Origin of the sequence: Xanthovirga aplysinae, assembly GCF_009711365.1 — a bacterium.
In the GTDB taxonomy this organism is placed as follows: Bacteria; Bacteroidota; Bacteroidia; order Cytophagales; family Cyclobacteriaceae; genus Xanthovirga; species Xanthovirga aplysinae.
The window spans coordinates 1-15565 of record NZ_SMMB01001260.1 but is presented as its reverse complement, the minus strand read 5'-3'; the positions used below and the strand labels follow the sequence as shown (position 1 = coordinate 15565).

At 36.1% G+C, this 15565-nt stretch carries 11 protein-coding genes and 1 pseudogene; 6 read left to right on the top strand and 6 right to left on the bottom strand.

Annotation, left to right across the window (positions count from 1 at the left end; all coding sequences use genetic code 11):
• The 3 genes from E1171_RS23945 to E1171_RS19820 all read left to right on the top strand — a co-directional run.
• Window positions 1-767: hypothetical protein (locus tag E1171_RS23945; RefSeq protein WP_246164441.1), on the top strand; the 767-nt coding region annotated here is incomplete at its 5' end.
• A 169-nt stretch (window positions 768-936) separates the two neighbouring features.
• On the top strand, window positions 937-1770 hold the full coding sequence (locus E1171_RS19825; RefSeq protein ID WP_155207803.1) for a hypothetical protein: 834 nt from the start codon (window positions 937-939) through the stop codon (window positions 1768-1770).
• Between the two features lie 562 nt (window positions 1771-2332).
• Window positions 2333-3667, top strand: coding sequence for a MutS-related protein (locus tag E1171_RS19820; RefSeq protein ID WP_155207802.1), 1335 nt, complete (start codon window positions 2333-2335; stop codon window positions 3665-3667).
• Between the two features lie 53 nt (window positions 3668-3720).
• Here the strand turns inward: E1171_RS19820 and E1171_RS19815 are convergent, their stop codons facing one another.
• From E1171_RS19815 to E1171_RS24980, 3 genes and pseudogenes are all read right to left on the bottom strand, one after another.
• Window positions 3721-4713, bottom strand: coding sequence for a 2-hydroxyacid dehydrogenase (locus tag E1171_RS19815; RefSeq protein WP_155207801.1), 993 nt, complete (start codon window positions 4711-4713; stop codon window positions 3721-3723).
• 131 nt (window positions 4714-4844) lie between these two features.
• The gene (locus tag E1171_RS24675) at window positions 4845-4979 is read right to left on the bottom strand and encodes a hypothetical protein (RefSeq protein ID WP_281347221.1); all 135 of its coding nucleotides are present in this window, start codon (window positions 4977-4979) and stop codon (window positions 4845-4847) included.
• Between the two features lie 260 nt (window positions 4980-5239).
• Window positions 5240-5374, bottom strand: a pseudogene (locus tag E1171_RS24980) (VIT1/CCC1 transporter family protein); the annotation flags it as partial.
• Between the two features lie 413 nt (window positions 5375-5787).
• Between E1171_RS24980 and E1171_RS19810 the strand changes: the two are divergent.
• Window positions 5788-8448 (top strand): cation-translocating P-type ATPase, encoded by a 2661-nt coding sequence (locus tag E1171_RS19810; protein WP_155207800.1) that lies wholly within the window; start codon window positions 5788-5790, stop codon window positions 8446-8448.
• Between the two features lie 161 nt (window positions 8449-8609).
• Entirely contained in the window at window positions 8610-9458 is an 849-nt protein-coding gene (locus E1171_RS19805; protein WP_155207799.1) for a universal stress protein, read from the top strand.
• A gap of 141 nt (window positions 9459-9599) precedes the next feature.
• Here the strand turns inward: E1171_RS19805 and E1171_RS19800 are convergent, their stop codons facing one another.
• A complete protein-coding gene (locus E1171_RS19800; RefSeq protein WP_155207798.1) occupies window positions 9600-10469 on the bottom strand; it encodes an alpha/beta hydrolase family protein in 870 nt (289 codons plus the stop codon).
• 553 nt (window positions 10470-11022) lie between these two features.
• On the opposite strand from E1171_RS19800, the gene E1171_RS19795 reads away from it, so the two are divergent.
• The gene (locus E1171_RS19795; protein WP_155207797.1) at window positions 11023-11769 is read left to right on the top strand and encodes a class I SAM-dependent methyltransferase; all 747 of its coding nucleotides are present in this window, start codon (window positions 11023-11025) and stop codon (window positions 11767-11769) included.
• Between the two features lie 126 nt (window positions 11770-11895).
• Here E1171_RS19795 and E1171_RS19790 read toward each other — a convergent pair whose 3' ends face one another.
• Window positions 11896-13629 carry a hypothetical protein gene (locus E1171_RS19790; protein WP_155207796.1) on the bottom strand — a complete coding sequence of 578 codons (1734 nt, stop codon included), beginning with the start codon at window positions 13627-13629 and terminating at the stop codon, window positions 11896-11898.
• A 441-nt stretch (window positions 13630-14070) separates the two neighbouring features.
• A complete protein-coding gene (locus tag E1171_RS19785) occupies window positions 14071-15540 on the bottom strand; it encodes a sodium:solute symporter (RefSeq protein WP_155207795.1) in 1470 nt (489 codons plus the stop codon).
• Between the last annotated feature and the right edge of the window lie 25 nt (window positions 15541-15565).

The following is a 15565-nucleotide window of genomic DNA, read 5'->3' as shown; positions in this document are numbered from 1 at the left end:
CAAAGGAGCAAAAGGCGGAAGAAGAAAAGACGCCCGAAACGCAACAGGAAATGGGCCAGGACAAAAATCTCCAAGCTCCAGAATTTGATATTGAAGGTTCAGACCGGAAAGCCATTAAAGTGGTGGATAAAATGATGAAAGCCATGGGAGGCCGAAAAAACTATGACAACACCCATTACCTAGAATGGAATTTCTTTGGGATGCGTAAGTTGATTTGGGATAAATGGAAAGGTGATGTCCGAATAGAATTCTTTGATAGTGACTTGAAGATTCTGGTAAATATCAATGATGGTAAAGGAAAAGCCTTTAAGGACGGAAAGGAAGTGACTGACCAGGCTTCTTTGGCCGCATTTTTAAAGAAAGGGATAAGCATCTGGATAAATGATTCTTATTGGCTAGTGATGCCATTTAAGTTGAAAGATCCTGGGGTGACCCTAAAGTATATCGGAAAAGAGGAAGACCCCTTTGGCAATAATGCGGATGTAGTAGACGTAACGTTCAAAAATGTGGGAGACACCCCTAAAAACCGCTATCGAATGTATATAGATAATGACTCGCATTTGATGACCTACAGGAAATATTATGAAGATGCATCCCAGGAAGAAGCCACCATTGCCACTCCTTGGACCAATTATAAACAATATGGAAGTATACTACTGGCCAGTAATCGGGGTGAACGGGATATAACCGATATTCATGTATTCAAAGACCTGCCAGAAAGCGTGTTTACCTCTTTTGAGGAGGTAGATTTGAGCCAATACAAATAATACTTGAGTTGATTATTTCCTACAATACTGATTTCCATTTATTTCATCAAAGGTTAGACCTTTTCAGAAAATATCTGCAACAAAAAGAAAAATTTTAGACAGCTACTTAGTGCTATGTTGCTTCTTATCTTTTATATTGGCTTAATTGATGAAAATAAGCATTTAATTTATGAGAGGAATAGGAGCATTGGCATTGGCAAGTTTGATCATAGGGATTTCTTCTTGCCAACAAAAGAACACTTCACAATCTGAAGAAGTACAATATGCCACAAGCGTTCAGGAAAGCATTTTGGAGGAAAACCCACCCATGGCTGGCTTTGACGAAAAAAACTCTGATCAGGAGGCGATAGCTATAGCTGATGAAGTGATGAAGGCTATGGGAGGCAGACAGAACTGGGATGAAACTCGCTATATTTCTTGGAACTTCTTCGGAGCCCGTCAGCTGATATGGGATAAGTGGAAGGGAGATGTCCGCATAGAATATCCCAAGAAAGACTTAAAGATTTTGGTCAATATTCATAACCTTAAAGGAAGGGTATGGAAGGGAACCGAAGAAGTTACACAAAGTGATTCATTGGCCAAATATTTACAAAAAGGGAAAAGTATCTGGATTAATGATTCCTATTGGTTGTGTTTGCCTTTTAAATTAAAGGATTCGGGATTGACATTAAAGTATATGGGGGAAAGAGAAGATCAAGAGGAAAACGCCATAGATGATGTGCTTGAGTTAACTTTCGATAAGGTGGGTGATACACCTCAAAATAAATATCGGGTTTATGTAGATCGAGAAAATCATTTAGTTTCAGCCTGGGAATATTTTCCAAATACCACCGATAAGGAAGCCTCTTTTTCCACACCCTGGAAGGATTATCAACAATATGGTAAAATCCTTTTATCAGGAAACCGAGGGGAAAAGGAGTTAAAAGACATCCGGGTATTCAAGGAATTGCCTGAAAGTGTGTTTACTTCATTTGAGGAGTTGGACTTGAGCCTGTATGAGTAGAAAGTGAAGTCATTTATTTTAAATTAGTGGAAATGTGAGGGTTAAAATGAGCTTAGGTGTAACCACTCTTCCTTCCACTTTATCATAGAGAAATTTTTGATAAGGGGTAATCATAAGTTCCTGAATTGAATATATTTAAAGTCTAGTATTTTTATGACAAGAAAACTGAAATTTTTTTTATTATCATTCGTGATCACCACGGTTGTTTTTTTTCTGTTTTCCATTGATTTTGACCAGCCGGAAATTTCAAAGCTGGGAATAAAGAGTGTGATCTTTGGTGTGACTTATTCAATTGTCACTGTGCTTATTTTTAAGATGGATCAAAGGGGAAAAACACATAGGAATTAAAAGAAACTTTTTCCTGAGCGGAATAAAAGAAACGGTTTTTTCAGGAGCCGGTTTTTTATTTATCTTTAGACAATTTTCTTATAATTTTCACTACTATGTTGTGGGTTAATACTTCTCATTTATAGGTTGTCGGTTCCTGCTTTTTCAGATAGATCTTAAGTGGATTATGAGGAAATAAACTTTTTTCAACCCCTACTTTTATTATACTTCATTTATGCATTTCGAAATCGATGAACAAACTTATAATGACCTACAAATTTTTGGTGATTCAACAAATCAAAATTCCATTTTAAAAGTTTTTGCTCAAACTCAAACAAGAGGAGGTGCTCAGCTGATTGAACAAATGTTACGGAATCCCCTTTCTGATTTGAAAAAAATCGAAGATAGATTAGCTATGGTTCGGGCTTTTATTCCTTTAAAAAAGGAGCTTCTTTTTGAGGATAAAGCTTTAAAATATGTTCAATTTTATTTGAACATGGGATACCCCCTCCTTCATCTTAACTTTTTCTCCAACCTGAATCTAAGAATTAACAATTACCTTAGGCCAATTAGTGAACTTTACAATATTCATGCTGGCATTGTAAACCTAATTAAGATATTAAAATCCTTAAAAAAAGAATTGCCTCAGCTTTCAAAGCTTCAATTACCTACTGAATTATTGGAGTCCATTAAAAGGGTGGAGGAAATCATAAATGATTCAAGGCTTTCCATTTTGATGAAAAAGGATCATAACCTAAAATTGTGGTCAGTACTTAAACTTGATCCTTTTTTTAGAGAAACCCTTTTTACAAAAATTCGATTTCTTCAGGATTTTATTTATGAAATTGATGCTTATCAAACCCTTGCTAAAGTTGGGAAGGAAAATGATTTTTGTATTCCTCATTTAATTCCCCCTCCAAAAAGTGGTGCAGTTTTGGAGATTGAAGGTCTTTTTCACCCCTTGTTGGAGCAGCCTGTAAGCAATAATGTTTCTTTTGATCAGAGTAGAAGTCTTTGCTTTATTTCAGGGCCCAATATGGCTGGGAAATCCACTTTCCTAAAGTCCTTGGGAGTTGCCGTCTATTTGGCGCATCTGGGATTCCCTGTTCCGGCTAAAACGATGAGATGTTCAGTATTTAATGGTATCATATCCACCATCAACGTAAATGACAGTATTGAAAAAGGGTATAGTCACTTCTATAGTGAAGTGGATAGAATAAAAACAGTGGTTTCTACCATTAAAGAACATGGCAATTTATTGGTAATTTTTGATGAGTTATTTAGAGGGACCAATGTAAAAGATGCCTTAGAAGGATCTGTCATGATATCCAAAGGACTGGCTGAATTAAAAACCTGTAAAATATTCATTTCAACCCATATTATAGAGGTTATTGAGCAATTAGAAGAAGATAAAGTAGAAATGTTACTGTATTATTTTGAGGCTTTAAGTAAAGGAAAAGGCTTTAAATATGATTATAAAATTAAGGAGGGCTATTCTTCCCAAAGATTAGGTTTGAAGATTATCCAGAATGAAAGAATTTTTGAACTTTTGGAGGAAGTGAAAAACTGAAAATGATGAAGGGTAAAATATAATAGAAGGGAAATATTTAAAGAAATTTACCTTTAAAGTTCAATTTCATTTTCATTATCAATTCCATTCTCAAAACAGTCCAAATTGTAAATAGTAGTTTCGGCAATATTTCTCAGGGCTGTTTCTGTAAGGAAGGCCTGATGACTGGTAATCAGTACATTTTTGAAAGTCATCAACCGGGCAATGGTATCGTCCATTAAAATATCCTCAGAGTGTTCTTCAAAAAACAGCCCTTCCTCTTCTTCATAAACATCTAATCCAAAAGCCCCAATTTGCTTTGTTTTAAGGGCATTGATAACGGCTTTGGTTTTAACCAATCCACCCCTGCTAGTGTTAATTAGCATTACTACAGGTTTCATCATTTCAATGGCGTGTTCATTAATAATATATCGGGTGCTTTCAGCTAGGGGAATATGAAGTGTAATGATATCAGAGTGCTTAAACAAAGATTCACAGTCAGTATATTTTACGTTATATTGTTGAATCAATTTTTTATTTTTCTCTTTGTCATAGGCCAGTATTTTACAACCAAATCCATGAAGAATACGTGCCAATACACTTCCGATTTTTCCAGTTCCAATAATACCTACTGTTTTTCCATTCACATCAAAGCCTACTAACCCATCCAAAGAGAAATTCAGGTCCCTTTCCCCATGGTGTGCTCGTATCAGTTTTCGGTTTAAAGCAAGTATTAAAGCAACAGTATGTTTGGCTATTGCATAAGGAGAATAGGCAGGTACACGGACCACCTTCATTTTTAATTTCCGAACTTTTGTTAAATCAATATGATTAAAGCTCGCCGAACGAAGGGCAAGGTGATTTACTCCCAGCTGATGTAAGGATTCCAAAACTGCTGCGTTTGCCTTGTCTCCGGTAAAAATACAAATAGCTTTACACCCTTTGCCTAGGGATGTTGTTGTCTTATTAAGTCTTTCTTCTAGCAAGATAAGATTATGTTTTTCTGTATTTGCTCTAAGCAGAAAATCCCTTTCAAAGTTATGAACGCTGTATACGACTACTTTCATGTAGTAATGTTTTTAAATTATGACTAAACTTTTTCTATTTTCCTTTTCACATTTAACAAACTATATTCTCATGGTCAATAACCTTCAAAATAAGCCTAGCCGATCCCATGTTATTTTTGGAATTGGAATTATTACCTCAAATTACTTGTAAATGTTTTGGCCAATACTACACCTACTTCATTAGTAATCAGGCCAGCCAGACCCTCTAGAAATAAAATTTCATCTGTTCCTTTCCAGGGACATATCTGGTTTATTTTACTTTTCATTATTCCTACTTTTCCTTATGCAATGACTGTAACAGAACGGGATAGCGTAAAAAGAAGCCCATCGCTTAAGGGAATAAAAAGTGATAAAAGATAGGTTAAAAGAGAGATCAGGCCAATAGGAAAAAAGGAAAGTCGCTAATGCTTTAGATAAGGGAGTTTTTAAACCTCTAAAATCCAATTTCTTCCTTCATCATGATGTCTATCCATACTTCTTTATCAGAAATAATTACTGTTACTACTTCACCAAGTAATTCTCTTTTTTATCCTTTTTTAGTATAAATTGCTCTTATTAGTTCAACTTCTTCTTCTGCAAGATTTTCTATTTCCCAATTTTCCTTAGCTCTCAATTTATCGTATTCCTCCCATCCTGTTTTTGCCGAAAGATAATTTCCTTCAGATAGGGAAAACCATCGGCAATTAGGTTAGCAAAACCCAAAATTAATTCCCATTTCAGTTCGGCTTTTGCGCCGGTAACTCTTGAAACTATTGCTAGTGTGGTAATTGCTCCCTCAATACTTCTTTAGAAAAATTCTGAACATAAATTTTAATTGGCTTGATAGAGTTTTTAAATTAATTACAGTGGTAAAACAAATACACTTGTAGAATTCACCATCCTTATGAAAATGATTAAAAAGGACTTTTATGGAAAGGACAAATTATGGTGAAAAACTAATGGGTTCCCTTTTATTCTAATTTACTTCTAATTCAGAAAGCGAACTATAGTGATTCAAATGACCTTAAAAACAAAAAGAAGTAACATTTGGGCTTCTTTTTTTACCGTTCATGAGAAACAGAGGAGAATAGCTATATGTTCTATTACCAATCCAGTATTGAATCCTTATTTCAGGCCTTTAAAAGTAGGCATGAGGGTTTAAGTGAGGAAGAAGTAATAGAACGATTGGAAAAATATGGTAAAAACGAGCTCCCTAAAGCCGAGGAACCAAGTCGCTTTCGGATCTTTTTTCGACAGTTTAAAAGCCCATTAATTTACATTCTCATTTTTGCGGGGCTACTCTCAGTAAGTATTGGAGAATGGGCTGATGCGAGTTTTATTATGGCGGTTGTTTTGATAAATGCTGTGGTGGGTGGTTATCAGGAATGGAAAGCAGAATGCAGTGCACAGTCGTTGCAGGAGATGATCAAAGTAAAGGCTATGGTTTTTCGAAACCAGTCATTAACGACCGTAGATGCCGATCACCTTGTTCCGGGAGATATCGTTTGGTTGGAGTCCGGAATGAAGGTGCCTGCTGATATCCGGTTGATTGAAACCAATAATCTATCGGTAATGGAGGCTATGCTTACAGGAGAGTCCGTTCCAGTGGGAAAAGATTCCCTACCTCTTGTTGATACCATCCAAAATATTGGAGAGATTATTAATATGGCGTTTGCAGGCACCACCATAATGCGGGGACGGGCTCGTGGATTAGTAGTAGCAACTGGCCTGGAAACAGAATTAGGTAAACTTTCTGCCATTCTACAGTCAACAGAGAGTATCAAAACTCCTCTTGTCGAACGTATGGAGAAGCTCTCTAAGGTGATCAGTCTCGTTGTGCTGATAATTGCTGTTATGATTATTATCCTGGGGGTATGGCAGGGAAATAACCTTCGGGAGATGCTGTTTTTTGCTATTTCAATAGGGGTTTCTGCTATTCCGGAAGGACTACCAGTTTCCATTACCATTGCCCTTTCTTTAGGGTCTTCCCGTATGGCTCATCGACATGTTATTATCCGTCAATTAGCTGCTGTAGAAGGGTTGGGGAGTTGTACTTATATTGCATCTGATAAAACAGGCACTCTAACAGTAGATCAGCAAACGGTCAAAAGGATTGTCTTGGCAGATGGAACTACCTATTTGTTAAGTGGAGAGGGGTATTCAGGAGAAGGAATGATTTCTTCTGAAAATTTAGAGTTACCCTTAACTTATCAACATAAACTTTTCCAATTTGTGGAAGGATGTGCTCTATGCAATGAAGCGGACTTAAAACCATTAGGGGATAAGAAAGGATGGCAAAATCGAGGAGATGCAGTGGATGTAGCTCTACTTGCCGTTTGTTATAAGTTTGGTAAAAGGCCTGAGGAATTTCATCAGGAAATTGAAATCATCAAAATAATTCCATTTGAATCTGATAGAAGGTATGCGGCTGTTTACTTCAAAAAGAACAGAAAACAATATGTGATCGTTAAAGGGGCAACGGAAGCATTGGCTCCCCATTTCAAGCCTGATCATTACCAATCCACTTTAGAACAGGCAGAACAACTTTCTAGCTTGGGTTATCGGGTAATTTGCATGGCCAAGAATGAAGTTATTTCCCTGCCACAAGAACATGAGTTACCCCCCCTTCAATTTTTAGGTTTTGCAGCCTTGATCGATCCCTTACGCCCCGAAAGCTCACAGGCTATTGCTCAATGTCATCGGGCAGGGATTAAGATTGCTATGGTCACTGGAGATCACCCGGCAACAGCCTTTTCAATTGCCAATGAGTTAGGTCTTTCCCGGCAAAAAAAAGAAGTGATCTCAGGTAAGGATCTAGAGGAAGCAAAAAATCTAGGAAATAAAAAATTTGAAGAAAAAATTAGGGAAAACCTTGTTTTTGCTCGTTTAAGTCCTGGGCAAAAAAAACAGATTGTACAATCTGCGATTAAAAACAATCATTATGTGGCTGTTACCGGAGATGGTGTAAATGATGCTCCTGCCCTGGTCAGTGCACATATTGGAGTGGCTATGGGGTATGGAACAGATGTTGCCAAAGAAGCAGCCGATATTATCATTACCGACAATAACTTTTCCTCTATCGTCGCAGGAATAGAAGAAGGAAGGGTCACCTATGATAATATACGAAAAATCGTTTACCTGCTAGTATCTACAGGTTTGGCAGAAGTAATAATTGTGGTATCAGCTCTTTTCTTTGGTACTCCACTTCCTTTTATTGCTGTCCAGCTATTATGGCTTAACCTGGTTACTAATGGCCTTCAACATATAGGCCTTGCCTTGGAAAAAGGAGAAAGTGACATTATGCAACGGTCGCCACGTCCCCCACATGAACCTATTTTTAATCGGAAAATGAAGGAAGAGGTAATTTTAGTGGGAGTTTTGATGGCTTTGATCGCATTTTCCTTTTGGTATTTTATGTTGAAGCCTGAGGGGGTGGAACTGCATGCTGCCCGGAATGAGTTGGTCCTTTTAATGGTTTTTTTGGAGAACTTTCAAGCCTTAAATTGCCGGTCAGAGAAAAAGTCTCTTTTTCGAATTCCTGTGAAACACAATTGGTTTTTAATTCTCGCTATTGTTTTTTCCCAGCTACTTCATTTTTTTGCCATGCATACCCCTCCGCTCCAAGATGTTTTACAATTACAACCCATTAGCCTTGAGCGTTGGATTACCTTATTTGGACTTTCCAGCCTATTGTTTTTGGTAGTGGAGTTGTATAAGTGGTTTTGCAATCGCAATCAAATCAATAGAACCAGATAGAAATTGTAAAATGGAGCATGTATTTTATGAATCTGCTCTTCAACTTCCTTATTGGTTTTTTTAGCTAGCAGAAAGTCAGCATTTGCTAATACTGTAAAACTAAGTTGAGAATCAATTTATTCTGATTTTGTCTTGTTTTTATATAAAGTGGAAAGAGATTAGTGAATAAAGAGTCGGAGAAAATAGAAAATCAAAATATCCTATTAGCTACTAATGGTAGTAAAGCTGCTAGAAATGCATGTTTCTATGCTTTGGAAATGTTTAAAGGGTTTCCTTGTACATTTTTCTTAGTGAATGCCTATCAGGGCAGGGGCCCCCATTCTCCATTTTCTAAGTTAGGCCCGTCTATTGAAAAGCGCCAATCTCTTCTTATGTTGGAAGAAGAAATAAAGTTCTTGAAGGAGAAATTCCCTTATTTACCAATCGAGGCTCATCCTTCTTTAGGTCCACTAGCTTATGTAATTAACCAATATTCAAAGAAAATAGGTGATGGATTTTTAATTATGGGGAGTAAAAGGGCAAAAAGCTGGATTAAGTCTATTTTGGGTACCAATTGTTCACGGTTGATTGGTAAAACAAAACTTCCTATCCTGATCATCCCAGAGCACATCAAGTTTAAACCCTTCAAAAAGATTATCTTAGCCACTGACTTTATCGGTCTTGACGATCCTAAGATTATTTCTCCGGTTGCCCAACTGGCTTCCCATTATAACGCTTGCATTATATTGTATCACATTTATAATCACCAAGCCCCCAATAAGAAGGCTTTTAGCTTGGAAAAGCTTCTAGAAGGACCTTCCTTTGATAAAGTCAGGAAAATGTTTACATATACTGAAGGTGAAAATACACTTGAACAGTTTGAAACTTACCTCAAGAATTATCCAGCAGATTTATTAGTAGTCATATCTCGTGAATATGGATTAATGAAAAACTGGCTTCATTCGAGCATTAGTAAACGTCTAAGTTTAATGCTTCCCATTCCCCTTTTAATATTGCAAGAGCCTAATTAAGGTGAATCTGTTATTTTGGTTTAATCAAAGTCCCCTTGTCAACTTATTTATGGGTACGCAACAGGAATAACAGAAGAAACAAGGTTATAATAAATTAAATGAAGGAAAGCCAGAAAATATAATTGGTTTAGAGAATCATTTTTAAGTGGCAGAGCCTTGTACTTGGCTAGGCGCTTTTATGTCCTTTAACATCATTTTCCAAAATGTATCTTTCATTTTCTCTTTGAAAAAACCGAAATGTCCAATTTTAGAATGGTTGAGGTCTTTTGGATTTATATGCTTTCTTGTTATTAATGCTCTGCTATATTTATTGGCTAGCCAATCAACGGCCTTTTTAGGGGCATAATTGTCATCACTTACACTGTATGAATGTAACTCACATTTTAACTTATCAAAGTTAAGATATTCCTCTTCGATGTGGTCAAATAAATAATTAGGACTGGCGCACCATTTTCTCCATTCTAAAGCCATGCTTTTTGGTAAATCTTCCATAGCCCCAAGTCCTTTTCCAGGGAAGAATCCATAAACCCTTGTCAAGATTGGGAATATGAAGTACCAATTAAATAGCATTTTTAACTTCTCAATTCCTTTCCAGAACTTCCAATATCCCGTTTGTGATGCTACCAAAACAATATTGTTAATGTTCTGAGCTGATGGGGTTAACCCAATTAATTGTCCTCCAATACTATGTCCAATTACTGTTAAAGGTTTGCCAGTATATTTTTCAGTATAAAATTGTATTACAGACTCTAAGTCATTATTCCCCCAATTAAAAGCATTAGTGTCAAAGGTTTTTAGAGATTCATTTTTAGATTCTCCAATTCCCCCATAATCAAATGTGATGGTAGAATATCCTTCAGAATTTAAAAATTCTGCAAATTTGAAGTAATAATTTTGCTTGACTCCGGTAGCTGATGAAATTATTACTACCCCTAAGGGATTTGTAGTTGCTTCAAACTCTGTTGAAGTTATTTCATATCCAATTTTAGTGTTAATTATTCTCTTCTGCATGCTTTTAATTCCTATTTGCCATTAACATTTACTGTATAAAGAGTCAGGGCTTATGGCTAGTAAACCCATATCAGATTGCTGTGAGCCATGAACCTTGCTATTCAGTATTTCTCCATGAATTTATCCCAATTGTGTGGGATTAGTATGGGTATGGATTTGGTAAGATAATATTCTGTTCTTAAGGGAGCAAGTTACCTAAAGGTCAATTAGTATAGTCCGGTAACAGTATGTAAAGGTGATTCCCAAACATAAAATAAGAATCGGACTCTATTAGCTGCAGAGATATAAAAATTTGGCCTCTCTATAAAAAGTGTTGTAAACAACTTTTCACCTTTTTCTATTTTTAGAAATCATTATTGTTGTAAATATTAGTTTCTTCTAGGAGAAAATGGGATATACTAAAATAAAGGCCCCAATAAATCCATTATTAAAGAGATTCGGATAGAAACTTTCCCTAATTTTCTTAGGTTCCCTAAATTAAAATAGTACTTCTCCTATCAGACAGAATTATAGCCGGAGCTCATTAGGTGGAATCCAAATTTATTCAGTTGATATGGACAATTATAATTTTCTTGCTGAGAAATATCATGAGGTAGTAGGAATACCTAATGGAACATGGGATATAAGTTATGGAAAAGTATTGGATTTTTTAAAAGAGAAAAATAAAGTAAAGGTCTTGGACTTGGGTTGCGGTACAGGACATTTCACTCGGGATCTGGGAAAACTTAAAGAAAGCGAGGTGGTAGGTGTTGATAAGGCCGAGAAGATGTTAAGGATAGCTGAGAAATACTATTCGGCATCCAACATTCAGTATCAAATAAGTAATAAGTCCTTTTGGGGTCAATACAAAAGCTATTTTGATTGTGTGGTTTCTACCTTTTTCTTCTGTGTTTTTCCTACGACTGTGGAAATTAGTAATGAATTTTCAAAGGTATTCGACTGTCTTAAACCCTTTGGTGAGTTTATATTTCTATTACCTAATTGGGAGAAAGGGAATGGCATCAACTTTTCTTTTGTGGATTATCATTATAAAGCTCAGTTAGAAGAGGGAGATGCAATTGAAGTACTTCTAAAAGGGGAAAGGAAGAACTTGTTATTAAATGACTTTTTTTGGTCCGCTAGTACCTATATCAGACTATTAGAGCAATGTGGTTTTAAACTGGAAATTTATCAAAACATTTATGCAAATAAAGAGGAAAAATCTTTGGTCGAAGAAAAGTACTTCTCTCCTTTTTTTTTAATAAAAGCAAAAAAGATCATTGTGCCATCTTCCTTAGGAAACAAAAAGGGAGGAAAATAATTAATTGGTTTGAACACTATCCAGGAAGCTGTGAAATAATGGTATTCCTAAATTTGGTTAAAAGGGGGTAATGGAAAAAAACTTTCTACTACCCCTTTTAGGTATGTGTTGTGAAATTATTGAAAATTAATCTTTCAGTACAGTAATCCCCCAAAGTTCTTGGTTGGTTGGAGGGTCATCATTCCATCTTGCATAAGAATGCGAACCATCAGACTCAAAATAGACCCTATAAGTTCCTTTTTCTAACATAAAGGATTCATTAAACTCCCGATTTTTTCTAGCTCCTCCTCCGTGTTCCGATTCTCTATATCTCATTTTCCAAACAATTTCACCCGTATCCACATTTTTAATAAAGCCATAATCATCCATTTCTCCACCTGTGCCTTCTCCAAGTGCTAAGATTCTGATTTTGGTATCTTCTTCTAGAGAAAATGTTTTTTTGACCAGAGCTCCATTTCCCACCATTGTAATCACGGCCAATTCATCCTCACTTCTAAATTCTTTGGGATCGAAAGTGCTTACATGTCTCAAATCGGATTCTTCAGTAGCCCAAAGGGTAATACCCCACATTTCTGACTCATATGGTTTATCGGAGTTCCAATCTCTGTAAGAATGGGAATCGTCAGTAGCATAATAGACAATATAATCTCCAGGATCTAATGATATAATGGCTTTTACAGACCTATTCTTATCTGCTCCACCGGCGTGGTTAGATCTTGAAGTTTTCATTTTCCAGATCTTTTCTCTGGAGTTAGCATTTACTATCCATCCATAATCAACCAGATCACCATCGTGTCCTTCTTCCCCTAAACCAAATATTCTAACATTCATTTTCTTTTTTATGGAAATGCCTTGGGACAGTATTTCTTCATCTCTTGCTTTTGTTAATGAAACAAGAGGAGTCATGGTCTTTGGTTTTTTAAACTCAACAAAATGGTCTTTGTCTTTAATCGAGGCAGGCCAAATAGAAATACCATAGAACTGAGGGTCGTCTGGGGGCAGTGCATTCCATTTTTCATAAGAATGGGAACCATCTGAAGAATAGTTTACTAGATAACTTCCTGCAGGTAATGAAATCGTTTCTTCTATTTTTAGGTTTTTACTATCACCTCCACCGTACTGAGAGTCTGAGTAACCCATCTCATAAACATGCTTTCCGGTATTGGCATCTGTTATCCAGGCATAATCAAATATTTCATTTTCCCTTCCTTCTCCAAGGGCATAAATACGAATATCGGTTTCCTTGGAAATGGTAAACCCTTGTTTGAGTCTATTATCATTTCTGATTTTGGTAAAAGAGATAATTGCCTCTTCGTTTATGTCTTCAAAAAGTTTGTTAGAATTTATTGGTTTTAGGTTTCTTCCTTCTAATTGGATAAATAAATCATCTTGTATACTCCTTCTATATTTTCTTTTGTTTCTTGAACTTAAAACCCAATCAATAGCATCCAAAAACCCAAGTACTACCCCATCTTCTTCACTATCTCTTTCATGAAACCTATTTCTATTGGTGTGCATTGCCGCAAAGTATAACTCGTAGTTTCCTTTGGGAAGGTTTACTTTTGTATTAAAATCAAAGTTTCCATTCAATTTATCTTCATCCTGATCCTCCATAAAATCAAAAAGATGCCATACCACTTTCCTTGAATCTGAATCTAGTATCCATCCATAATATACTAATAAACGCCAATCATCATTTAGGACAGATCCGGTACCATTTATGTTAATTGAACCATCAGTTGACAGACTAAATCCTTGAATTTTGATATCACCTGGATCAACATCTTTGAGTGAGATCGTTTGTGCATAAGTTGCAGAGAAAAAAAGCAACATTAGGAGGTTAGTAAAAAATGTTTTCATAAAAATTAATTTGCGTTTCAATCTTTTTCACAATTATGATGCCTTATAAAAAATACTTTATTTAAATGCCTGGGGCGAGTTTTTATCATTTAATTCTGTTCATTTATGGACAAGTAAATCCATTTTTGAACAATTAAGTTTTTAAAGTAAGTATTGGTTAAAATACCAAATGAACCTTTTTATATATTTATTTTATGGGCAAAAATGTTCAACGAAAATACATCCTTTACGGGCTAATTAAGGTAATAGAATCCTAAGGATCATTTTTAGGATTCTTTCTCTTCTATTAAATTAATTGTTTTCAAAAATAAAGTGTAGGTCTTACAAAGGTATTTGTCGTGAAAATAGATTTTTTTATATGCTTTGAGCTTAAGAAACCAGGTATTTACTAATACATAACAAATGACAGCACTTGACAGGACTGCCCTTGTGTTCTGTCAATTAAGTATTCATTACGACTTCTTTTTTACTTCTAACTTTTACATCACTTTGGTTACTTACGGCCCATAAACCTATAAAAGTTAAAAATCCATTTACAATCAATATTTCAAAGCCAAACTTATATCCCCACAACCATGTCTCAGAATTGTTTTTTAATAAGTATGAAATGACAGGGGAAGTCAAAGCAATGAGGGGTACCCAATTGTCTTTAACATTTCGGTTTGTAAACATTCCAAAGGCATATAAACCCAGTAATGGACCGTAGGTATAGCCCGCAGCGGTAAATACTGAGCTGATTACACTACTATCATTAATAGCATGGAAAATTAGAATGACAACAAATAGAATAAAAGAGAAGCCTACATGCACTTTGTTTCTTGTTTTTTTGGATGCATTGGGCTGCTCAAGAAAATCTACACAAAAGGAGGTGGTCATAGAGGTGAGAGCAGAATCTGCACTGGAGTAAGCGGCGGCAGTAATGCCTAATAAAAAGAGTACCCCAGCAATAGTTGGAAAATGCTCCAAAGCCAGCAGTGGATAAAGGTTATCAGTACGATCTGGTAGGGTAATGCCTTTTTGTTGACAATAAATGTAAAGCAAGGCACCCATCGATAAAAAGAATAAGTTGACAATAACTAGCACTATACTGAACCAAAAAACATTTTTTTGTGCTTCTTTTAGGTTTCGACAGGTAAGGTTTTTTTGCATCATATCTTGATCCAGGCCCGTCATCACGATAGCAATAAATGCGCCGGAGAAGAATTGCTTAAAAAAGTTACGACCAGCGGTCCATTCCCAAATAAAAGTGTTGGAATAATCACTTTCCCTAATAGTGCTGATCATAGAAGAAAAGCCAAGGTTCAATTCATCGCTGATGAGGTAAATACTTGTCACTACCGCTAATAGCATAAAAGTAGTTTGCAGCGTATCCGTCCAGACTACCGTTTTTATTCCTCCCTTAAATGTATACAGCCAAATTAGTATGATGGTGACCATAACCGTTACCGAGAAGGGGATTCCCCAAGCATCAAAAAGTGCTAATTGCAGTACTCCCGCTACTAAAAACAGACGGAAAGAAGAGCCTATAATCCGTGAGATTAAAAAGAAAAATGCCCCAGTTTTATAGGACCAATAACCAAAACGTTTTTCCAAATAAGTATAGATGGAAACCAGCTGTAAGCGGTAATAAAGGGGCATGAGGACTGTTGCAATGACCAAATAGCCCAATAAATAGCCGATAACCATTTGGAAATAGGCAAAGCCATTTGTTCCTACCTCGCCAGGAACGGAAATAAAAGTTACTCCTGAAAGGGAGGCCCCAATCATCCCATAGGCTACTAAATACCAGGGAGATTGTCTATTTGCTGTAAAAAAGGTTTCGGAAGTGGCATTGCGGGAAGTGAAGTAGGATATCAGTAGCAATACAACAAAATAGGAAGCTAGAATACTAACGACTAAGGTTGGGCTCATTTTAAATTCACAGTTTTATTTAAAA